21 protein-coding genes are annotated in these 23,097 nt (G+C 38.0%); 8 read left to right on the forward strand and 13 right to left on the reverse strand.

What is annotated here, in order from left to right; translation table 11 throughout:
* The first annotated feature begins 225 nt into the window (after positions 1–225).
* The 4 genes from GWI59_RS07060 to GWI59_RS07075 all read left to right on the forward strand — a co-directional run bounded on the left by GWI59_RS07060 (position 226) and on the right by GWI59_RS07075 (position 5,253).
* Positions 226–1,302, forward strand: coding sequence for a putative 2-aminoethylphosphonate ABC transporter ATP-binding protein (locus GWI59_RS07060; RefSeq protein WP_161724342.1), 1,077 nt, complete (start codon positions 226–228; stop codon positions 1,300–1,302).
* A gap of 12 nt (positions 1,303–1,314) precedes the next feature.
* On the forward strand, positions 1,315–3,006 hold the full coding sequence (locus tag GWI59_RS07065) for a putative 2-aminoethylphosphonate ABC transporter permease subunit (RefSeq protein ID WP_006534333.1): 1,692 nt from the start codon (positions 1,315–1,317) through the stop codon (positions 3,004–3,006).
* 45 nt (positions 3,007–3,051) lie between these two features.
* The gene (locus GWI59_RS07070; protein ID WP_198813341.1) at positions 3,052–4,062 is read left to right on the forward strand and encodes a putative 2-aminoethylphosphonate ABC transporter substrate-binding protein; all 1,011 of its coding nucleotides are present in this window, start codon (positions 3,052–3,054) and stop codon (positions 4,060–4,062) included.
* Positions 4,063–4,125: 63 nt separating this feature from the next.
* Positions 4,126–5,253 (forward strand): TIGR03364 family FAD-dependent oxidoreductase, encoded by a 1,128-nt coding sequence (locus GWI59_RS07075; RefSeq protein ID WP_161706958.1) that lies wholly within the window; start codon positions 4,126–4,128, stop codon positions 5,251–5,253.
* Positions 5,254–5,326: 73 nt separating this feature from the next.
* Here GWI59_RS07075 and GWI59_RS17585 read toward each other — a convergent pair whose 3' ends face one another.
* Together GWI59_RS17585 and phnX are read right to left on the reverse strand one after the other, a co-directional pair.
* Complete coding sequence (locus tag GWI59_RS17585) at positions 5,327–5,455, reverse strand: DUF1240 domain-containing protein (protein WP_082147399.1); 129 nt, start codon at positions 5,453–5,455, stop codon at positions 5,327–5,329.
* Between the two features lie 312 nt (positions 5,456–5,767).
* Positions 5,768–6,580, reverse strand: coding sequence for a phosphonoacetaldehyde hydrolase (gene phnX, locus GWI59_RS07085; RefSeq protein WP_072065223.1), 813 nt, complete (start codon positions 6,578–6,580; stop codon positions 5,768–5,770).
* Positions 6,581–7,451: 871 nt separating this feature from the next.
* Between phnX and GWI59_RS07090 the strand changes: the two genes are divergently transcribed.
* On the forward strand, positions 7,452–8,585 hold the full coding sequence (locus tag GWI59_RS07090; protein WP_109848224.1) for a M20 family metallopeptidase: 1,134 nt from the start codon (positions 7,452–7,454) through the stop codon (positions 8,583–8,585).
* A gap of 9 nt (positions 8,586–8,594) precedes the next feature.
* Positions 8,595–10,001 carry a YfcC family protein gene (locus GWI59_RS07095; RefSeq protein ID WP_109848225.1) on the forward strand — a complete coding sequence of 469 codons (1,407 nt, stop codon included), beginning with the start codon at positions 8,595–8,597 and terminating at the stop codon, positions 9,999–10,001.
* A gap of 175 nt (positions 10,002–10,176) precedes the next feature.
* Here GWI59_RS07095 and GWI59_RS07100 read toward each other — a convergent pair whose 3' ends face one another.
* Positions 10,177–10,626, reverse strand: a complete 450-nt coding sequence (locus GWI59_RS07100; RefSeq protein ID WP_109848226.1) for a DUF411 domain-containing protein — start codon at positions 10,624–10,626, stop codon at positions 10,177–10,179.
* Positions 10,627–10,882: 256 nt separating this feature from the next.
* Positions 10,883–11,290: a YgiW/YdeI family stress tolerance OB fold protein gene (locus GWI59_RS07105; RefSeq protein WP_072065221.1), complete on the reverse strand. Its 408-nt coding sequence runs from the start codon at positions 11,288–11,290 to the stop codon at positions 10,883–10,885.
* Between the two features lie 354 nt (positions 11,291–11,644).
* Between GWI59_RS07105 and satP the strand changes: the two genes are divergently transcribed.
* Positions 11,645–12,208, forward strand: a complete 564-nt coding sequence (gene satP, locus GWI59_RS07110) for an acetate uptake transporter (protein WP_109848227.1) — start codon at positions 11,645–11,647, stop codon at positions 12,206–12,208.
* Between the two features lie 19 nt (positions 12,209–12,227).
* On the opposite strand, the gene GWI59_RS07115 is transcribed toward satP, so the two are convergent.
* The 3 genes from GWI59_RS07115 to GWI59_RS07125 all read right to left on the reverse strand — a co-directional run bounded on the left by GWI59_RS07115 (position 12,228) and on the right by GWI59_RS07125 (position 14,523).
* Positions 12,228–12,812 (reverse strand): rhomboid family intramembrane serine protease, encoded by a 585-nt coding sequence (locus GWI59_RS07115; RefSeq protein ID WP_109848228.1) that lies wholly within the window; start codon positions 12,810–12,812, stop codon positions 12,228–12,230.
* A gap of 89 nt (positions 12,813–12,901) precedes the next feature.
* The gene (gene nagK, locus GWI59_RS07120) at positions 12,902–13,813 is read right to left on the reverse strand and encodes an N-acetylglucosamine kinase (protein WP_072065218.1); all 912 of its coding nucleotides are present in this window, start codon (positions 13,811–13,813) and stop codon (positions 12,902–12,904) included.
* 158 nt (positions 13,814–13,971) lie between these two features.
* Positions 13,972–14,523, reverse strand: coding sequence for an NADAR family protein (locus GWI59_RS07125; protein ID WP_006534319.1), 552 nt, complete (start codon positions 14,521–14,523; stop codon positions 13,972–13,974).
* Positions 14,524–14,807: 284 nt separating this feature from the next.
* On the opposite strand from GWI59_RS07125, the gene GWI59_RS07130 reads away from it, so the two are divergent.
* Complete coding sequence (locus GWI59_RS07130; RefSeq protein ID WP_006534318.1) at positions 14,808–15,236, forward strand: TOBE domain-containing protein; 429 nt, start codon at positions 14,808–14,810, stop codon at positions 15,234–15,236.
* A gap of 116 nt (positions 15,237–15,352) precedes the next feature.
* On the opposite strand, the gene GWI59_RS07135 is transcribed toward GWI59_RS07130, so the two are convergent.
* The 6 genes from GWI59_RS07135 to fdxH all read right to left on the reverse strand — a co-directional run bounded on the left by GWI59_RS07135 (position 15,353) and on the right by fdxH (position 23,096).
* The gene (locus GWI59_RS07135) at positions 15,353–17,002 is read right to left on the reverse strand and encodes an LTA synthase family protein (protein ID WP_109848231.1); all 1,650 of its coding nucleotides are present in this window, start codon (positions 17,000–17,002) and stop codon (positions 15,353–15,355) included.
* A gap of 110 nt (positions 17,003–17,112) precedes the next feature.
* Positions 17,113–18,975, reverse strand: a complete 1,863-nt coding sequence (selB, locus tag GWI59_RS07140; protein WP_161724344.1) for a selenocysteine-specific translation elongation factor — start codon at positions 18,973–18,975, stop codon at positions 17,113–17,115.
* The gene (selA, locus tag GWI59_RS07145) at positions 18,972–20,363 is read right to left on the reverse strand and encodes an L-seryl-tRNA(Sec) selenium transferase (protein ID WP_072065215.1); all 1,392 of its coding nucleotides are present in this window, start codon (positions 20,361–20,363) and stop codon (positions 18,972–18,974) included. The genes selB and selA overlap by 4 nt, the downstream gene beginning before the upstream one ends.
* Positions 20,364–20,378: 15 nt before the next feature.
* On the reverse strand, positions 20,379–21,299 hold the full coding sequence (gene fdhE, locus GWI59_RS07150) for a formate dehydrogenase accessory protein FdhE (RefSeq protein WP_115065713.1): 921 nt from the start codon (positions 21,297–21,299) through the stop codon (positions 20,379–20,381).
* Between the two features lie 205 nt (positions 21,300–21,504).
* Positions 21,505–22,161 carry a formate dehydrogenase cytochrome b556 subunit gene (fdoI, locus tag GWI59_RS07155; RefSeq protein ID WP_072065213.1) on the reverse strand — a complete coding sequence of 219 codons (657 nt, stop codon included), beginning with the start codon at positions 22,159–22,161 and terminating at the stop codon, positions 21,505–21,507.
* Positions 22,158–23,096: a formate dehydrogenase subunit beta gene (fdxH, locus tag GWI59_RS07160; RefSeq protein WP_006534310.1), complete on the reverse strand. Its 939-nt coding sequence runs from the start codon at positions 23,094–23,096 to the stop codon at positions 22,158–22,160. Before fdxH ends, fdoI begins: the two co-directional genes overlap by 4 nt.
* Position 23,097: the final 1 nt, after the last annotated feature.

Consider the following 23,097-nt stretch of genomic DNA (forward strand, 5'->3'; position numbering starts at 1 on the left):
AATATATCATTAACTATAAACCTATCGATGAAAATTCAAATAAGTTTAATTATGTTATTGTTTTAATGTAAAGATTTAAGTCTAAAACCTAGATTTGAACTTTATGATAGATCTACTCGTTATTAGCCACTTAAAAATTTATAAATCAAATTTAAATTTTCATAAAACTTTCATCATTGTCGCTTAATATCTAGTCAATCATCATAATTTGGCGTGGTAAGCGATATGTTACAGTTCACTACAAACTCACAAAATGGCTCAATGCCACATATTCGTGTAGAAAATATTCAAAAAAGATTTAATCAGTTTATTGCTCTAGATGGTGTTTCTTTAGATATTCAACAAGGCGAGTTAGTTTGCCTATTAGGGCCTTCTGGATGTGGCAAAACCACATTATTACGCTGTATTGCCGGATTAGAAACGCAAGATCACGGTAATATCTTTAATTACGATAACAACATCTCACACCTTCCACCACAAGCCCGTGATTATGGGATCTTATTTCAGTCATATGCATTATTTCCTAACCTGACGGTACAGCAGAATATTGCTTATGGTTTAGCAGGTCAGCCTCGTAATGTGATTAAAAATCGCGTTAATGAAATGCTTGAGCTCGTTGGTTTACAAGACCGAAAGAAAAAATACCCAGGAGAATTATCTGGCGGTCAACAACAGCGTGTGGCGCTCGCTCGTGCTTTGGCACCAGCCCCTTCTTTACTCTTACTGGATGAGCCGATGTCGGCATTAGATGCACAAGTGCGAGAACATTTGTGTGTTGAACTACGTAATTTACAGCAAAGCTTAAATATTACTACATTAATGGTCACTCATAATCAAGATGAAGCCATGCTGATGGCCGATAGGATAGCCGTTATGAATAACGGTAAGGTTGAACAGTATGGCAGTAGTGAAGCGATTTACAACCATCCACAAACGCCATTTGTTGCGGAGTTTGTAGGAAAAGGCAACTGGTTACCTTTCAATAGAAATCAGCATGGTGAGGCGATGATTGGCTCACGAGAAGTCCAATTAAAACATGCTGTGATACCTCATAACCAAGGGCGTCTCTTTTGTCGACCTGAATCAATTGAAATTAATCCGATACAAAACAAACATAATCAATACGACGCCAATGTACAAAATGTGGTGTTTTTGGGGAGTCGTTGCATTATGAAGTTTGAATTAGACCATTTGCCGGGGCATTTATTACAAGCTGAGGTATCTGCTGCTGAGCTACATCGTATTCAAAACGGTAAAGTAAAAGTGACCTTACCAGCTAACGAACTACACATATTTGCGTAAGGTGGCTAGATAATGTCAGTGATAGTACCTACCAAATCTATTAATCGTTTAGATAGTTTTTTTGTTGCTGGTGGTAAGCTATTTATTATTTGCTTACTTACACTTGGCGTTTTATTGCCTTTATTAGCCATTTTCTGGCGTGGTTTTAGTCCTGATATATCACAAGGCGGTGGTTTTCAGGCTGCTATAAACTTGTTCACTAGTGCTCATTTTCTGTGGTTAGTTGGTAATAGTATTAGCGTTTCGCTAAGTGTTGCTGTTATTACGGTGCCACTGGCTTACCTGTTTGCTTATGCTTTACATCGCACTTTGATCCCCTTCAAATCATGGTGGCGTGGAATATCACTATTACCCTTACTTGCTCCCTCTATGCTACCAGGCATTGCATTGGTCTATCTATTTGGTAATCAAGGGCTATTACGTAGCTTACTTCCAGATAGTATTTATGGTTATTGGGGGTTAGTGTTTGGCGAGGTGATCTACACTTTTCCCCATGCACTTATGATCTTACTCTCCGCGTTATCTATGTCTGATGCTCGTTTATTTGATGCTGCATCTAGCTTGGGCGCTTCTTCTTGGCGCACTTTTCGTAGTGTCACTTGGTCATCGAGCAGACACGGGATCTTCGCAGCACTGTGTTTGGTATTTACGTTAACTATTACTGACTTTGGTATTCCGGTTGTAGTCGGAGGAGATTATCAAGTACTGGCGTTAGAAGCCTATAAAGCAGTACTTGGTCAGCAACAATTTGGTCGCGGTGCCTTAATTGGTATGTTGTTATTATTGCCTGCATTGTTGACCTTCAGTGTCGATGTTTGGTTACGTAAACGCCAACGTGATGCAATGAGTTCGCGCGCTCAACTCTATTTACCAAAAGCTAATTTTCAGCGTGACACGCTTTATCTAATATTTGTGATGCTGATCTGTGCACTATTTTTACTGGTATTTGGTACGGCGGTTTACTCCTCGTTTATTCAGTTCTGGCCTTATAACTTATCGTTTTCGTTACGTCATTATAACTTTGAAGGATTACCCGGTGGTTGGTTAGCTTATACCAACAGTATTATTTTGGCATTTTTCACCGCGACTATCGGCAGTTTGCTGATCTTTATGGGGGCTTACTTAATAGAAAAAACCGCTTCCCACTCTTGGCTTAACAATTTGCTACGTATGCTAAGTTTTGTACCGATGGCCGTTCCTGGGTTAGTGTTGGGATTAGGGTATGTATTTTTCTTTAACTTGCCGAATAATCCACTTAACTTTTTATACGGCAGTATGACGTTATTAGTGTTGTGCTCCATTGCACACTTTTTCACTACCGCCTATATGACGGCAAATACTGCACTGCGCCAGTTAGATAAAGAATTTGAGGCGGCTTCATTATCATTAAAAGCACCTTTATATCGTCACTTTTGGCGGATCACCATTCCTCTTTGCTTACCTGCATTATTAGATATTTATCGTTATCTATTTGTTTCTGCTATGACAACCGTTTCCGCAGCGATCTTCCTTTATAGTCCAGACACTATTTTAGCCGCGGTTGCGGTATTGAATATGGATGATGCAGGCAATATTGGTGGCGCGGCGGCTATGTCGACATTGATTTTAACCACCTCGGCAGGGGTATCGATATTGTTATCTATTGCTTCCAAAGGTGTTATTCGGCGTACACAAGCATGGCATCAGCGTGAAGCTAAGCCATAAATTTAAAGATCCAATACTCTCACATAGCAATACTAGGAAAATCGCATGATGTTAAAAAAACTGATACTTGCCACCAGCTTATTATTCTCTGCGGGGACGGTCTTTGCGGCGACTGAAATTACGGTATACACCGCAATAGAAAGTGAACAATTACAAGATTATAAACAAGCATTTGAGGCTAAATATCCTGATATAAAAATAAAATGGGTAAGAGATTCAACTGGTATTATCACCGCTAAATTATTAGCAGAAAAAGATCGTCCTCAAGCTGATATTGTGTGGGGATTAGCCGCATCAAGTTTAGCGATATTAAAAGCGCAAAATATGCTTGAGCCTTATGCTCCGGCGCAATTAGATAATATTGATGTGAAATTTCGTGATAGCAATAATCCACCAACTTGGGTTGGTATGGATGTATGGGCGGCAACCATTTGCTACAACACCATAGAAGCAAAAAAATTAGGGTTATCTAAACCTGCTTCTTGGCAAGATCTTACTAAGCCAGAGTACAAGGGCAAAATCGTGATGCCAAATCCGGCATCATCAGGAACTGGATTTTTAGATGTCAGTGCTTGGTTACAACTATTTGGTGAACAAGATGGATGGGCATATATGGATAAGTTGCATCAGAATATTGGTCAATATGTTCATTCTGGCTCTAAGCCCTGCAAAATGGCCGCATCGGGTGAATACCCGATAGGCATATCTTTTGAATATCCGGCGATCCAATTGAAACGACAAGGGGCACCACTGGAAATCATATTACCGCAAGAAGGATTAGGTTGGGATATTGAAGCAACAGCCATCATCAAAGGCACTAATAAGCTAGATGCAGCACAAAAATTGGCTGATTTCTCCACCACAGAGGAAGCCATGAAACTTTACAGTGCTAATTTTGCCGTATTAGCCAATACCAATGTGCCAGTAAGCCAAACAGAATTACCTAGCGATTATGCCCAACGTTTAATAAAAAATGATTTTATTTGGGCCGCTGAAAAACGCGACACCATCTTAAACGAATGGCGTAAGCGCTATGACGGCAAGAGTGCAAAATAATTATTTTTACTTCATTCATTAATGGATAGGGCGCGGTGCGCTCTATCTTGTTTAGGGTGTCATATGAAATTTGATATTGCTATTATTGGTGCGGGTATTATTGGTTTATCTCATGCGTATGCTGCGGCTCAGCGAGGTTTACGAGTTGCTATTTTTGAGCGTAGTTACACGCCTGTGGGAGCTTCTGTACGTAATTTCGGTCACGGATTAATTTTGGGTCAAGCGCCGGGTAAAATGCTAGATTTAGCGAAAAATAGCCGTGAGATTTGGGCAAATATGGCCAAACAAGCTAAGTTTTTAGCTCGTCAAAAAGGGACTTACCTCTTAGCGCGTACGCAGTCTGAACAAGCTGTTCTTGAAGCCTTTGTCGATGGTCGAGCTAAAACCTATGGCTATGATTGTGAATTACTTTCTAAACCACAATTAGCGACGGTTTATGGTGGACAATTACAACACCATCGCGCGGCGTTGCATGGCAAAGAAGATCAGGTGCTGTTTTCACGAGAAGCCATTCCACAGTTGGCGGCTTATCTAGACAGTTTAGCTAATGTGAATAGCTATTTTTCAACATTAGTACGGGATATTGATATCGATACAGGAACATTGATCACCAGCAATGGAACATTTTGTGCAGAGAAAATAGTTGTCTGCTCAGGGCACGATTACCAAACATTGCTGGCTGATGAAATAAAAAAACTTGATCCGATAGTTTGTCGCTTGCAGATGTTGCGAGTGACCCCAGAGCAAAATATGGGATTGGAGCATGCGCTCATGACAGGGTTAAGTTGCACTCACTATGGGGCATTTGCTGATTTACCTGAAGCGCAGGCTTTAGCGAAAGAAATTAAAGCGCAATCACCATTACTTGAGCAGTATGGTATTCATTTATTAATTACCCCGACCCCTTATGGCGATCTTATTATTGGTGATTCACACGAATATAGCTTAGATGCACAGCCTTTTAACAGTGAAGAGGTTGATAACCTCTTGATTGAGTTAGCTGAGCACACATTAGGTTGCTCGGTCCAAGTAAAAGAGCGTTGGCAGGGGGTCTATGGGGCAAAAGGAAAAGAGCCGATTTCGATTTTAACGCCGAGTGAAAAAGTCACCGCAGTATTGATGCGCACGGGGTTAGGAATGAGTGTCGGGCCCGGTTTAGGTGAGCAAAACATCCGTCAAATTTTTGATTAGCTCCTTTTGGGAATATAAAGAGATTGTTTGATCCTAACGATCATTTTACGAATCGACGCAAAAGAGATGTTTATTATTTACACATCTCTTTTGAAATAACATATTCATTTGGTGTAACAGTAGATGACTTATAACATCTATAATAGCCTTTAGAGGTTAAATCGAGACCGATATAAATTGAAAAGAAAAAGCTAAATAATATCCATTATACAGGTTCTATTTTAACCATAACTAATTTTTACCCACTGAGAAAAATGAACTTGGAAGCTAAGAAAAGTCAGATATAAAAAGAATATTAATTAATAAAAAACAAAATATAGAAATATAAAAAATTTTGAGTGTTATTTTTATATGAAAGAAAACTTAGAAATTTTCTTATATTTGCTTTAAAAGAAAAAATTATCACAGAAGAGGTCTGTGTAAGTAAAGCTAGATTTAATGTCAATTGATTTATATTATCTATCTACTAATTACGCCCATTAATCCTTTATTGGGCGTTGGTATTAGATAATAGTTACGGCTTTTGATTATTAGCGAGTCGCTGATTAATATCTTCTATCACCGCGGGTAAATCGGCAAGGGTATCAATAATATAATGAGCACCTGCGGTACGGAGTTTATTTTCTGCAATACGCTTACGGCTTTCTATTTCTGCTTGTTCCATTGTTTGGTATTGTTCAAAGGTGGCACCAAACTCATTGCCTGAAACAGATAACCCGACAGTCCACATACCCGCATTTAGCCCTTCGGCAATACCCGTTACCGCATCATCGACTTTAACGCAGTGTGCTACAGACATCACGCCAAGTTCAATCACATTCTTTAATGCCATCCACGGGCCAGGGCGAGAGCCGGCGGCAATTTCATCGCTAGCAACCACACAATCAGGCTGATAACCATATTTAGCGGCTTCGGGTACTAATACATCCATCACGGCTTTAGGATAACCAGAGCAAGAGCCGATTTTAATCCCTTGCGCTTTAATGGTGGTGATTGCCTCAAGTGCTCCCTCTATCGGTTTAGCAAAATGTACCACTTGTGCAATTTGTAAAGGCATAAAGGTGTGATAGATATGCTGTGCATCTTCTTCACTTGGCTCGTTACCAAATTGCGCGATCCAGCGAGTGTGAATATTAGGCTGGTTAAGTAAAGTACGAATATGATCGATTTTACCCATTCCCATAGGGCCACGAGCTTCTGATAAACTTATTTTAAAGTTAAAGGCTTGAGCAAAAGCATCGACAAAAATTTGAGTGGGTGCAAAAGAGCCAAAATCTACCACGGTACCAGCCCAATCTAAAATCACTGCTTCAACTGATTTATTCATATGTTTAGACCTACTATGTGAAATCACTATAAATGGCGAATGGGAAGAACGCAGAACATTCAACCTTAAAAAATGCGTCATTGTGATGTCAATTTTAGAGGGGATTTATGACATAGGTATGTCATAACAATAAATACAGTAGTGAAAGTGGCTTAGTTCTCAAAGTCATATACGAAAAAAAGTAAATAAAACTAATATAAAAAACGATATTAAGATCATAATGTAACGCATAAAAAGAGAGTGATTGTTTTTTATTAATCAATAAACTTTATTAGATAAGATAAAATATCTTTTATTATCATGAATATTTTATATTGTATGATAATTTTATTACCGAGTTTTATCGTGTTATTCTTTTTTAAAATAAAATTGATAATAAATATTTTTATTTTAATAAGAGAGCAATTTTTCTTAATTTAGTCTGTTTGAAGGTTATTTTATTGTTATTATTGTTTTTTTGATAAGAAATAGTTTGGTTTTATTTTTGTTTTTTAGGTTTTATCAAAAAATAAATAAAATTTATTTAAAATAAGTCTCTCTAAAAATAAGATAAAACAGTAAAAAGTATTTTATCTTTAACCTCTTTTTTATTTTTTAATGATCACATTATATTTAGATTATTTTATCTATTCCTATCATGTTACTTCTAGCAGATCTTATTCTATTTAATTAATTGTTATTATGATTTTAAAAAATGGATGCAATAATATTAAATATATGTAAGGTTTAATGTGATGTTATTGATAAATAAATCCACATTTTATTTTAATGCTAATGCTTTTTATCAAGCATTTTATTGCAGTTGATAAAGGCTATCTTGATTTAAATATCTAGCTAAAAAGACAAATTATAATTACAAGAGGTAAATCAAATGCAAAACACAATTAATTCACAATACGGTGAAATGGTTGATTTTTTGAAAGAATTAGTGAACACAGAAAGTGGCTCTTATGATAAAGAAGGGGTTGATGCAGTCGCTGATCTTTTAATTCAACGTTATGAAAAACTAGGTTTTGTTGTTGAAGTATTTGAAAATGACAAACTAGGAAATAACTACCGCTTAGTTCATAAAGATGCCACTGATCCGCAAATCTTCATTGCGGCACATTTAGATACCGTCTTCCCTAAAGGAACTGTGGCAGCGCGTCCATTTAGTATCGAAGGTAGTCGTGCTTATGGCCCCGGCGTTATTGATATGAAAGCGAGCCATGTTCTGACTTATTACGCTATTAATGCACTTATACAATCAGGCAATAATGCTTATAAGAATGTTGAAATTTTTCTAAATTGTGATGAAGAAATTGGCTCAAAGACTTCTCGTGGCCTGATTGAACAGTATGCCAAGAATAAATCTTATGCCTTAGTGATGGAGCCCGCTCGTGCCAATGGAGCGATTGTTAGTGCGCGTCGAGGTGTGGGAACTTATGAACTTTTAATTGAAGGTAAAGCATCTCACTCTGGTATTGCACCAGAAGCTGGAATTAGTGCCATTCAAGAGCTTTCATACAAAATTCAGGCACTACATGCGCTTTCTCGTCACGATGAAGGGCTTTCTATTAATGTTGGTCTGATTTCTGGTGGTACATCAGTCAATACCGTTGCACCTAATGCTCGTGCTGAGATTGACGTTCGTATTTCAACCGATGAACAAGGTGTTGAAATTGATAAGCTTGTAAGAGAAGTATGTAGTAAACCTATATTAGAAGGGATTAAGCTAACACTTAATGGCGGTATCAATCGCCCTCCAATGGTTAAAACACCTGAAAGTGGTGCATTAATTGACATCATCAAAGAGCAAGCCCGTCTGCTTGATTTTGATATTGAAGATATTTCAACTGGTGGTGGTTCTGATGCTTCTTTTACCGCCGGAGTTGGCACGCCAAGTGTAGATGGCTTAGGCCCTATCGGTGGTTATCAACATAGTGATAAAGAGTATCTCGATTTACCGTCATTGACCGAAAGAACGGTGCTATTTGCCAATATTTTAAAGCGCTTGTCTCAATAAGGTGAATGTATGGATAAGAATAAAAAAATAAAATGGGCTATGCCTGATGCTTTTATTATTATTTTTGGCATCGTTATCTTAGCCGCTATTGCGACTTATTTAATCCCCGCAGGAACTTATGAACGTGAAACAGTTAATGGGCTAAATCGTGTTGTACCTGGTAGTTTTGGTTATGTTGATCAAAATCCAGCCTCATTAATGGATATTTTCTATGCCATTCCTGTGGGATTAAAGCAGTCAGCGAGTATTATTTTTCTGATCTTTATGATTGGTGGTGCGATTGCTATTTATGATAGAACACGCGCTATTGATTCAGGGATTAATGCATTAATTGTCAAAACAAAAGGTAATTACCAAGCACTGATTATTACCGTTGCATTTATATTTGGAATGCTTTCATCATTAGGATTGGCCGCAAACGCAGTTATTGCTTTTATTCCAATAGGAATAGCCCTTTCGCGTTCGATGAAATTAGATGCCATAACGGGGGTTGCTGTTGTTTACCTCGGATATTATGCAGGAAATGCTGTCGGCGTTTTAGATCCTACTATTTTAGGTACAGCACAAACGTTAGCTGAAGTACCTTTATTTTCAGGTGTAATTTTTAGAATTGTATTATTCTCAGTTCTGATTATAGTCACTATTGCTTATATTGTTTGGTATGCAAGACGTATCGCTAATAATCCAACCAAAAGCTATATGTATGGACTAGCAACTGATGATCCTGATTATGATGCCCATAAAGATCAAACAATGGACGGCAATTTCTCTTTAATGCAGAAATTGAGTCTAGTGGTTTTTATTGCATTTATTGGATTGTTTTTATACGGAGCATTTGAATATAAGTGGGGAATTGAGCACTTATCTGCCATCTTTATTATGATGAGTATTGTCGTTGCTGCGATGTTTAAAATTGCGCCTAATGACTACATTAAAACCTTTATGAAGGGTGCTCAATCCTTAGTTTATGGTGCATTAGTCGTCGGTATTGCAAGAGCCGTGATTGTTATTTTAGATGAAGGACGTGTGCTGGATTCTATTGTTCAAGCCACATTAGTTCCATTACAGCAAACTTCTCATTTTTGGGGAGCTCAGTTACTTTATTTCTTTAATTTATTATTCAATTTATTAGTAACATCAGGAACTGGACAAGCTTCTATTGTGATGCCAATCATGGTACCTATCTTAGATATCTTGGATCTAACTCGCCAAACAGGTGTTTTGATCCTTAAATTAGGTGATGGATTTACTAACATTATTACACCAACATCTGGCGTATTAATGGCTGTATTGGCAGTAGGTAAAGTGCCTTGGACTCGTTGGGTTAAATTTGTTTTTCCTATTTTAATGATTTGGGTAGTGATAGGTATGGCTGCGATTGGTATTGCAACAGCAATTAATTATGGTCCAGTCTGATTTATAAGATAATTATAAAACCACCCATTTTACGGGTGGTTTTATGTGTTTGGCTAAAGCCTTAATAAAACGCTGTCTGTAAACTGAATACAGGCAGAGGAAAATAGCACTCTCGGAGAGAAATAATACGATTAAAACAACACTACAGTCAGAACCAAACTAAATAAGAAAATGACTAGTTGTAAGACTTAAATAGAGATTGGTTACCTGATTTATCAAAGGCGATAACTTGGTAAGGCTCTTTGTAATCCCCCGCATACATACCTAAACTTCCCGCGGGCATTCCTGCTACCGCAATACCGGATTTAGATTTATTCACTAAGTCGATATTTTTTAAGCTATCAACTGGAATATGTCCGACTAAATCTTTACCTTGATAAGTCGCAAAGTGGCAACTTAATAAATTATTTGGTACACCTGCTTGTTGATATTTTTTCATTAATTGTGTTTCTGAAACAATATTCACTTTGACGTTAAAGCCAGCTTCTTTCACACCATCAGCCCATAAAGTACAGCATCCGCAACTTTCTGTTTTATAAACATCAACAACATTATGATTAGAAGCATACGCTGTACTTGTAAAAGCAGAGATTGCAATGATAGAAGGCAGTAATAATTTTTTCATTGTTCATTCCTTTCATTAAGTTGATAGACGAAACAATAATCTTTCCCCCTACGGGAAGGTCAATTTAATTAAGGTATAAACACGTAGAGTTTTGTAAAAGAATATTTATAGAAAACAAAGGTATAAAGAATACTTTGTGTATCTTTCTTTCTGTTTTTATAGAGAATATTACTGGATATAAAAAGAAAAATAAAAAGCTAATATATTGAAATATATTAGCTTTTTAAATAATCAGGATGTTTAATGTAAAGATAAATTATTTGATAATGGTAATTTGTTTTACATCGATCTCAGTACTTGTCCACTCTTTATCAACTTTACCTTCAATTCTGACGGTATTATCTGGAGTGACTGTTTGTCCGCGCCATCTTTTATTATCAATATCTACATTGATACCACCGGTGCTATCTTCAAAAACATACAACTCATCACCAATTTTTTTGGTAATTTTGCCCGTTAAGATAACCCAAGTGTCATCAGAAAGATCTTTGGCTTTTACAACTGTGGTTTCGCTAATTGAAGGGCCTTTAAATCCCCCTTGATCTGCACTTGATTGGATAGTGCCTTGAGGAGAAACAAAGCCACCATTATTATGAGAGGTTGTATTGGCTTGAGATGCAAAAGCCAACGTACTACCAATTAATAATACTAGAATTTTTTTCATAACAGACTCACTTATAGGTTAATAATTCAACTAATTAATGTATTAGATTTTATTTCACTTTAATGTATAAAACCGCATATTAAGGTAAATTTCAGTATTAATATATCAACTGATTGATATTACTCTTAAAATTATAGTTCTTTATTTTTCTTTGTGTTTTTTATTGATATAAGCATCTATCACTAAATACTTCTTTTCTCTAAGTTAAATCCACTGGTTATTTCCCATTAGGATCAGTGTAGGCTGTTATTCAAAAATATACCCTGCAAGATCATTGTTTTTAGATGTATTACCTCTTATCATCCAGCGCCTTCAAATTTTTTTTAATTTTCCCCTATTATTTTTAGAGGTTTTATGACTAACGAACGCATTGCCAATCCGGGTCCATTAGGTTTAATGGGTTTTGGTATGACAACGATTTTGTTGAATATACATAATGCTGGTTTTTTCCCAGTAGTCTCCGTCATTATGAGTATGGGAATTTTTTATGGTGGGATCGCTCAAGTTATTGCTGGTATTTTTGAGTTCAAAAAAGGCAATACTTTTGGTGCAACCGCATTTACCTCTTATGGTTTCTTTTGGGTAACATTGGTAGGAATTTGGTTATTACCCGTGATGGGCTTAAGTGAGCCAACAACACCTCTCTTTTTGGGCGTATTTTTAGCGTTATGGGGAATTTTTACCTTTTTCATGTTTATTGGCACCTTAAAAGCTAATCGAGCACTCCAATTTGTTTTTTTAAGCCTGACTATTTTATTTGCTTTGCTGGCAATCGGAAATATCACAGGTAATGCTCTAATTTTAAAAATTGCAGGTTTTGAAGGTATTATTTGTGGTACCAGTGCTTTTTATCTGGCAATGGCTGAAGTATTAAATGAGATGTATGGCAGAACAATACTGCCAATTGGTCATAAATAATCGTTTTATAGAGAAGTGGCTATTTAGCCACTTCTACTACTTGGCTTTTACGACGAATTAGCTTTCTTGCGCACCATGCATAAAGTAATCCTGCAACCACACCTGCAATATGTGACTCAGTCGATACACCTAATTGACCTGGAATTAACCCATAGGCCATTGATCCATAATAAAATAAAACGAAAAGGGCAATGACAATATCGATAATTTTACGTCGAGTAAAAGCGTGAGCAATCAATAAAGACCATAATCCAAAGATCCATCCACTTGCACCAACGTGAATAGCACTTCGTCCAAAAATCCAAACTAATAAACCACTTACGATAATAATAAATATGCTGGATAACACATATTCTCGTAGAGATTGTGTCATAGATAAAAAGCTAAGAATAAGAAATGGGAGTAGATTACTAAATAGATGAGACCAAGATCCATGAATGAAAGGCGCGATAAAAATACCCATTAAACCTTCACCCGTTCTTGGAATAATACCCCATTGAAGAAGAGATATGGAAAAGAGTGAGTTAATAAGTTGAAGTAAGACTAATATGATAGTTAACCCGCCAAGAAAGGTGAGTCTTTTTTTAAACCAAACTTTATCCATAATGGTAGCCTTAATAATGTGATGACGCTGATAAAACGCTATAAATAGAAGAGCCCTTAATAAAAAAGAAGAAGGCTCTTTTTTATTTATCAGTCTAATAAATTAAGGCAAGCAGCTCCACGAGCGCCACCTGCATCACCATGACGAGCTTTTTCTATTAATGGAATTTGTGCATTTCCGTAAACACAGTGTGAGAGATATTCAGGTAATAGCTCATACAGTGCGTTAAATTGTGATAGTCCACCACCAATAACAATTAAATGAGGGTCAAGTACCGTAAGAATATTGCTAAGGTAAATCGCAAGTACTTTCATATAGCGATCGACATGCTCTTGAGTCTTTTTATCGCCCGCATAATATTGCTCAACAATATCAACCGCTCTTTGTGGCGCATCATTGAAGGCTTTATACATACGTTCAAAACCACGGCCTGATAAATAGGTTTCAAAACAGGCTTTTTTGCCACAACCACAAATAATTTTTGGCATCGTTTCGCCGATCACGTTATCTGCATCCACATTCAGATTCATATGACCGATTTCTCCAGCAATCCCATTCTTGCCAGACAAGACTTTACCATCAATAACAAAACCGCCCCCCACGCCAGTTCCTAATATGAGACCTAGTACAGAAGGGTAATGACGAAATTCAGGATCCCAAGCTTCCGATAAGGCAAAACAGTTAGCATCATTTTCAACTTTAACGGGTCTATTGAGTATATGCGAGAGATCGTGAACCATAGGCTTGTATTTGGCTGCTGGAACATTAGTCGTAAATACGGTTCCTTCTTTAGCATTCACAATACCAGGAATACCAACCCCCACCTTTCCCTTATAACCTAATTCATTGTCAGCTTCTAAAGTCAGTTCTTTAAAAACATTCAATAATGCTTGATAGTCGTTTTTAGGTGTTGGAACACGTTTCTGCCATACTTGAGTGAGATCTTTATCAAAAACGGCAAGCTCAATTTTGGTGCCGCCCATATCAAAACCATAATACATATCAGTCTCTTAATTATTCTGTAAATATTATTTATAGCAACGACAAGGTTGTCGTTACGTGGTCATTTCTATTTCAGTCAATACTTAAGTTATCTCTACTGCTTATATACACTAGGTTAAAGAAGAACAGTGATTGGTGACAGTTGAGTTTTCTTTATCTATTGATGACTACTTTCAATCAAAATACTACGTACTTTCATTAGAGCAAAACCTAATAAATTTAATCCCTTCCAAAGAAGGGGATTGTTAATCTCGTTGTCTTGCTCACTTAAACCGACCCCCCATATTTTATCAACAGGGCTTGCTTCAACAAGCACTCGATTGCCTGTTGAAATCAGAAAGTTACCGAGTTCTTTATTTTGGGAAAACTTAGCGATATTGGCACGAATAACAATATCCATACGGTGTTGCTCCCAAATATCTTGGTCAAATCCTTTTACTTCTCTGCCTAATGCTTTTGCTGAGCCTGGATTAGATGCAGTAATAATGCGCTTTCTGACGTCTATATCATTAAATAGCTTCGCTTTTTCAGCCATCATATAGTGCTCAGCGCTGGCATAACGCACATCATCTAATATAAAAGGTGCTGGGTACCATTGGCTAAAGCAACTTTTTGTGATGTCATTACCTTTACTTTGGTGCCCCCAAAAGTAGATGTACTTTATTTTCTTTCCTGCACGAAATTCTTTTTTTAATTGTTCTAAATCCATCTTTTTTCCCATTATGTTGAATATTCCTAATTCACATAATAAAGATAGCATAGAAGTAAAGAAGGATTGAGTGCCTTTTTGCGATTCTGTGAGTAGGTGAAGCGATTCCGCTATTTTGATTTATTCTTATTAAATTTATCTTAATTTGATTGGTTTTTTTTAATAACAAATAAACTTTAATCTATGATCTAAGAATAATTTATTTAATGATATTTATGCTAAGGTTATCCTAATAGCTTGATAGTATTATTAATATAATTTCTCATCAATGATAGGGTGGATAAATGAAAGTTTCAGCACGCAATCAGTTAGTCGGTAAAGTTGTGGATATTATTGAAGGTGCCGTTAATAGCGAAGTGATTTTATCTTTAGCACACGGTGAGAAACTAGCGACAATCATCACCAAAGAAAGTTGTGAAAGCTTAAATATTAAAAAAGATGGTGAAGCTATTGCCATTATTAAAGCGCCGTGGGTTGTATTAGCACTGCCTGATTGCGGTTTAAATTTCTCTGCGCGTAACCAATTTGCAGGAAAAGTGACTCAAATCGTACAAGGTGCGGTGAACTCTACTGTTCATTTAGAAACGGCGAAAGGTTTAGCACTGACTGCGGTTATCACCAATGAAAGCTTACAAGAAATGAAATTGGCAAAAGGCAGTGATGTTTTAGCATTAGTAAAAGCATCAAGTGTGATTGTGGCAACACGCAAATAATTGTACGTTTGTTTCTTGAAATAAAAAAGAGGCTAAATAGTTAGCCTCTTTCCTTTTGATATTACTTATCTTTTTGGATTTATCATCCCGATCATCGTTTATTCAAGTAATAAGAATTAATTATCTGTATTACCTGCAATTTTCAGTTTGTCATAGATATAATTTTTATAACTGTTAACTAATTTCTCATCTTCACAGTCATTTAATTTACCTTCACATAAGTGGCGCATTTGAATATTTGCTTTGTAGAAAGGAGATAATGGCAAACGAGCGCGCTCTAAGATCATGCCACCTAAGAAGCTAATATCAGTTAATTCACCCGTTGTTATTGGTGCACCTTGCGATAGGTTATCTCTTAAGGTGAACTGAGTAATATATGCAGGGTTATTAAAAGGTGACTGATAATTTTTGAGCTCAATATTGGGTTGATGATCACCAAAATAGAGGAACATCGTCGGTTTTTCTCTTTGGGCGACAAAATTAGAGAAATCTTTAATTGCCGGATCACTGGTGATGATTTTTTCCATATAGTGGCTAAATTTGCCTGGTGCATTACTGCTTTCTGTATGACCTGTAATTTGGTACATATCTCTGTGTGATTCATCATAAGGGCCATGTTCATACATGGTTAATGAGAATATAAACAATGGCTTGTCAGTACGCTTTTTTAGTACCTCTTCAACGTAACCCAGCATATCTGCCGTCGATATTTTCCAGAGGTTTTCTTCTAATGTTCCCGGATAACCCAGCTCTTGAGGTTGAATGATTTCATCAATTCCCATTTTTTCATAAGCGTAACCGGCATGGTAAGCACTACGATTAAATGGAGTCAGTAAAACGGTGTAATAACCTTCGGCTTTTAGTTGGCGGAATAAACTCTCATTAAGATTATCGACAACAAAATAGAATACCGAGTTTTTACGTGCACCAAAATCATCCGTATTTAACCCTGTTAATACAGAAAATTCAGAAAGCCAAGTACCGCCACCAAAGGTTTGTACACGTAAAGGGCTTTGCGCACTGACACCTTCATCTTTTTGAAACATAAATAAATCAGGCAGTGTAACATTGGTATCAAATTGATAAATATGAGGATTAACCGTCGATTCTTGTAATAAAACGACAATATCAGGTTTTATGTCTGTCTGTGTTTCTGGCAATACGGTTTTGTTCGCTTGTTCCAGAAAGTAATCCGCATTTTCATTAAAATAAGGAGGGTGGTACGCCGTTTGGTAGCCAGACATGATTAAATTAGTCACAGTACCTCGTCCTCCCGGAAGTGTACCTTCCCATTCAGCTTGCCACTTTTCTACGGTGAAATGGATTGTGGTAAATCCAATGACCATTAAAAGTAAGCCACTGATACGCAAGCTTGGGCGTGATTTCTTGGAAAAATGCCAAGCAATAGACATATTGATAAGAAGCCATATTAGCATCGCAATCAATGCAACACCGGCTTCCCAATAATGACCTAATGTCCCTAAATTAGAGCTATCAAAAGCCAAATCAAAGTCAGAGAACATTAATGTTTCTTTGTAATAATGGACTTTGAGTTGATTAATAAACTTAGTTATAAGGAAGAGGGTACCGGTGGTAATAGCTGAAAATAAGATACGAGCTGATAAAATAAAGCAAAGAGAAAAAAGAATAAAATAAGCACCGACTGAAAGAAGTGCAGTATAAATAAACGTTGCTTTCTCAAAAACAATAAAAAATGAGGCAATAAGAATAAGTGCAAGATAAGCACTTCCTAAATATTTTTTCATATCTCTTCCGAGTATAGCTATAAAGAATAAAGGGGATATTTTACAAAAATTGTAGGCGATAATCTTAAATAGGCTAAATAACTTTATTTAGCCTAAGTTAACATCTGTTTTTAGAATAAACCTTTGTCTCGTAAAATATGAAGATCTTTTTTACGACGAGTAAAACCAGTACGGTCAAAATACTCTAAGATTTGTACTGCTAACTTACGCCCAACAGATAACTCATCACGAAAGTCCGCGGCAGTGACACTACCATTACTCTCATTATATTTCACAATGATAGATGCAAATTTTTCCATTGATTGGTGTGTATAGTAGCGGTCGGCAATAATTGGAATAATTAAACCTAATTGTGCCGCTTTACGTAATAATGAGCGGATCACTTTCTCATCATTTTTCATTTCATTGGCGAGATCACGCACCCACCAAGGTTCAGATTGCTCAAAATAGACTTTAGCATGTTGCCATAGCGCATCTTGTTCTGGTGAAAAAGCAAGACCATGGGTTGGGAGGTGAAGCCAACCGCGACTTTGGCTAATTGCACCCTCTTTTCGTAACTGATCAATTAGGTGATAAACCAATTCATCATGATAAGTAGGTAGTGCCATCCGTTTTAAACGAGAACGACCCACACCCATTTGATCATTATGTTGTTGGTGATATTCCTCAAGTGTATCGAGTAATTTCTGTTTCGCTTTATCCGCATTTTCTTTAGAAAGAATAACGCCAGCAACGTTAATTAGGTCAAATGTTTCTAGTAGCTGAGTGAGTGCATTTTCAGTTAATTGCTGAGCCCAAGCAAACTGATTTAGAGATAATTCACCTTTTGGTAAACATAACGCTAACTTGGCGCTGACACTGTCAGCATTATCAATTTGATGTAGCCAAGATAAGAACTCACTTTGTCGTTTGCCTCTACGTGGCGAATGCAAATGTAAGACTTTCGCTGCGGCTAAGGTGCGTTGAGCACTGATATCACGCAAGATAAGCCTGTCGTTATCCACCAGCCAAAGGGGGTCATCAAGAATAAGCTCTGCTAACTGTGGTGTTTCATTCGCATCATTTAAGAGCGCAACACGACCTGTAATATGGCGAGTACCGTGATGAATATGTACTGGCTGCCAATGCTTTAAAGGTTCATCAGCGATTAAACTGACTAAGACTTTATGGGCTTGGTAGTTAGGCTCTTGAGAGAGTAACCAATCGCCACGAGAGACATTATCTTTACTGACATCTCCAGTGATATTAATGGCAATACGATGACCGGCTCCAGCACTTTCTACCGGTTGATTTTGTGCGTGTAATGCTCTGATCCTTACTGGTTTATCCGCACCTGTTAGCCAAAAAGTATCACCAATGGCTATTTGTCCAGCGAGGGCGGTACCCGTCACGACTAATCCCGCCCCTTTAATACTAAAAACACGGTCTATCGCTAAGCGAAAGCGTTTATGCCATTGGGGGTGTTGTTGTTCTTGTTGATGAAGGTTAACAAGATAGTCACGAAGCGCAGGGATCCCTTCGCCAGAAGGTGCTGAGGTGATAAAAACATCAGGTTGTTGCCAGCCTAAGTTGGCCAATACATCCGTTGTTTGTGACCGAACTTCTTTAATTCGTTCAGGTGTAACACGATCTGCTTTAGTGAGAATAACGGTAACTTGAGGACAGCCAGCAAGGCGTAAAATAGAAATATGCTCAATGGTTTGGGCCATAACACCATCGTCACAAGCGACAATTAATAGTGCATGAGAGATCCCACCAACGCCCGCAAGCATATTGGAAAGAAATTTTTCATGACCGGGCACATCGACAAAACCAATAGACGTCCCATCATCTTGACGCCAATAGGCATAACCTAAATCAATGGTCATGCCTCGTTTTTTTTCTTCAGGGAGATGGGTAGTATCTACTCCAGTAATAGCCTGTATCAGTGTGGTTTTTCCGTGGTCTACGTGACCTGCCGTTGCAAAAATCATAGTAAAAGTGCCTGTATTAATGCATTTTCATCCTCAAGACAGCGCAGATCGAGCCACAGGCGACCATCAGTAATTCGACCAATAATCGGTTTTTCTAAATTACGCCAATGCGCAGCTAACGCATCTAACTGGCTACCTTTTCCATCTTTGGCTTCAAAGGTAAGTGCTGCACTCGGTAAACTTTCAATAGGTAATGAACCACTGCCTATTTGAGAAGCACATGAGGATATCGTGATATGGTAATTTTCTCCATAATATGCCTGAAAATGAGGCAATAACCGTTGCGCCATGTCATTAATTTCTGTTTGTGTCCGAGTTAACAAGCGTAATGTTGGAATTTCAACAGCCATTTTTTCAGGTTGCTGATAAAGACGTAATGTGGCACCTAATGCCGCTAATGTCATTTTATCAACACGTAATGCGCGCTTTAAAGGATGGCGCTGAATAGCTTCAATCCATGTTTTTTTGCCTAAGATTATGCCCGCCTGAGGGCCACCTAATAATTTATCACCAGAGAAGGTAACAAGATCGATACCTTGCTGTAGATAATCTTGAGGCATCGGCTCTGAAGGTAAACCCAAGGCGGCTAAATTAGTCATTGAGCCACTGCCTAAATCGATAGCCGTGGGTAAGTTCATCTCTTTACCAAGTGCGGCAAGTTCGTCGCCATGTACTTCTGCTGTAAAGCCTTGAATACAATAGTTGCTAGTATGAACTTTCATTAACAAACCGGTATTCTCATTAATGGCGTTACGATAATCTTTAAGGTGAGTGCGGTTTGTTGTTCCTACTTCTTTGAGTGTACAGCCTGCCTGAGTCATCACATCCGGGATACGAAAAGCGCCGCCAATTTCCACTAATTCACCACGAGAAACCACGACTTCTTTATTGGGCGCAACCGTTGCGAGCATCAGCAAAACAGCAGCTGCGTTGTTATTAACAATACAGGCATCTTCAGCGCCCGTTAATTCACATAACAAATCAGCGATAGCGCGATCACGATGTCCTCGTGAAGCACCATCAAGAGAATACTCTAAGGTTGCCGCTGAGCGCATAACTTGGCTAACCGCTTCAATAGCGGACTCGGCCATTAATGCTCGGCCTAGATTGGTGTGTAAAACCGTTCCTGTTAAATTGAAAACAGGTTTAATTGACGATTTTCGTTGTAATGTAATGCGATTTTGTAATTCATTCGCCCACTGGTTATGCCATGCAGGTAGGTCATTATCTTGGCGAATAATGATACGCGCTTCTTCTTGTAACTTTCGTAAATGCTCAGTAATAAATGTCTGACCATAAGAAGCAACTAAAGCCTGAATTTCTTCTTGATGCAGTAACTTATCAATGGACGGAAGCTGGCTATAAAGTGAGCGCGTATCATTTGTCATGCTAATACCTAATTATTATTCATTTGGGAACAGGAATGGGTTAATGCTACTACGAGCAAAGCCTTCTTCTTCCATTTTTGCATCAAGGACGATAGACGCTAAATCGTCAGCGACAGCATCTACATTGGCATCTTTTTCTTGATATAAAATTTTTAGATAGCTTCCACAATCACCGCAACTTTCTGCTTTCACGGGAGCATTTTCGCTGTCTAATGACCAGTAATTTAATTTACCTGTTAATTCACAGTTGGTGCATTTAATGCGTACAACATGCCACTCGGTTTCACATAAATTACAGTGTAAATAGCGTAAACCTTGGGTTGTGCCGATTTGTACCATGCTTGCCACAGGCATACTGTTACAAACTGGGCAGAATTGACGATTTTCACCGTATTCTGTTTTAGCCTTACCTGGAATATTTGCCGCTAATTGTGCCCAGTAAAGAGACAACGCTGCCCAAATAAAGACAGATTTATCTGCTGAAACTTTTGAATATTCATCATTAAGTAATGCCGTTGCCATTTCTTCTAATTCAGTTTCAGACGCTTTAGCGAGATTTTCTAAAGTGATAGTGGCACTTTCAGGCACAACTGGACGTAATTCAGCAATAATCGAGGCTAATAAAGCATGCCAATGTTTACTGCGTTTGAATGTTTTTCTATCTAAAGGTGCTACACCAATTTGCTGTGTCAGGAGTGGGGCAAGATCAATGGTAAGTGGATTATCATGAAGTGCTTTTTCTTGAGCTTTCACAATTTCTGCTGCAAATTCAAGGTAGTCTGCGAAAGGATTATCTTTTGCTAGTGTTTGAAAACGTTCAGCACGACGTTGATAAAGGTTTTTCAGATTAGGGAATAATACAGGTGGAATAAAGCTAATCCCTTTTTCTGATTGATCTTTACCTAATTGCTCTTTAGGAACGATGCGAATACTCATAACGTTCTATCTTCCTATTATCATAAATTTTATAGTGAATACCCACAGGATTTGACTTCAGAATAAATCAAAAGCAAACATGAAGCCATGACAGTGGGTAATAATAGTGTGTTATTGTTCTTTTACGTCTTAAAAGTGGGCGTAAATTGAATAAAAAACGGAGGCTAATCAAGCCTCCGTTTGTTCAGAAATACACTTTAAGGCATTATTTCTGTGACTTCTTTTCGGCTTCTTTTTTCTCTTCTTCGAGAATTTCACGATACCAACGAGGATGGTGCTTTTTAGCCCAACCGCGAGTTACCCAGCCTTCAACCATGCTACGAATTGAACCTTTTACCCAGAATGCCGCATAAGCGTGAACAATTACGGTGATTATCAGTAATATTGCTGATAATGAGTGAACTAATAAGGCAATTCTAATAACTGGGATCGAGAAATATTCTGCGAAATAAGGACGCCAAATGATAATGCCACTGACTGTTAGTAAGATAAGGCTGATACTTAACATCCAGTAAATGCCTTTCTGACCTAAATTGTAGTGACCGATATCGCCAGCTTCTTCATTTTGTAGCACTTTATGAATATTTTTAGCCCAGACTAAATCATCTTTATCAATAAAGTTATACTTCAAGTATCTGAAGAACATAAAGATAAAGAGAATTGCCATAGCACTACCCACAAACGGGTGTAACAGACGTGACAGTTCTGGTGTACCTAAAATATTCATGAACCAGTTCAGAGATGGGAAGAAGAAACCCAATCCGCTGATTGCTGTGAACAGAAAGACAATCACAACGACCCAGTGGTTTATACGCTCTGATGCGGTATGGCGAAGAATTTTATCACCTTTCTTCTTCATCATTTCTGCTCCTCCTTATTCACAGAGGTCTGTGTTTTAGAAGATGCTTCCATCTCTTTGAGTGCTTCTTCTTCATCTTCTTCAGTTGTACGGTTTGGACCGACACCTAAATAGTGGAAAATAGCGCCCGCGAAGGTTGCGGCAAAACCAACAGCAGCCAATGGTTTCCAGATGCCTTTCCAGAATTTAACCGTTGAGCTAATTTCTGGGTTTTCAGGTAAACCATGATACAGGTTTGGTTTGTCAGCATGATGGAGAACATACATTACGTGTGTACCACCCACACCTTGTGGATCGTAAAGACCCGCGTTGTCATAGCCACGAGTTTGCAGCTCTGCAACACGTTCACCAGCAAGATTGAGCATCGCTTCTTTCGAACCAAAATGAATCGCGCCTGTTGGGCACGTTTTCACACATGCAGGCTCTTGGCCGACTTCAACACGGTCAACACATAACGTACATTTGTAAGCACGGTTATCTTCTTCGTTAATGCGAGGCACATTAAAAGGACAACCTGCAATACAATAACCACAACCAATACAGTGTTCTGATTGGAAATCAACAATACCGTTAGCGTATTGAATGATAGCACCTTCTGCTGGGCAGGCTTTTAAACAGCCCGGATCAGCACAGTGCATACAACCATCTTTACGAATTAACCATTCCAGTTTGCCGTTCTCTTCAACTTCAGAGAAACGCATCACTGTCCATGATTTTGCGGTTAGATCAGTTGGGTTATCGTAAACACCGACGTTAGTGCCAATTTTATCGCGAATATCGTTCCATTCAGAACAAGCTACCTGACAGGCTTTACAGCCGATACAGGTTGTTACGTCGATAAGTTTTGCCACTTCTTCCTTGTAATCCCGCACCTGAGGCGCGGGAGTAAGGGAATTGGTGGCAGAGCGACGAATAATGTCTTGGGATTGCAGTGACATA

This window comes from Proteus sp. G2673 (assembly GCF_009915125.1).
In the GTDB taxonomy this organism is placed as follows: domain Bacteria; phylum Pseudomonadota; class Gammaproteobacteria; order Enterobacterales; family Enterobacteriaceae; genus Proteus; species Proteus penneri.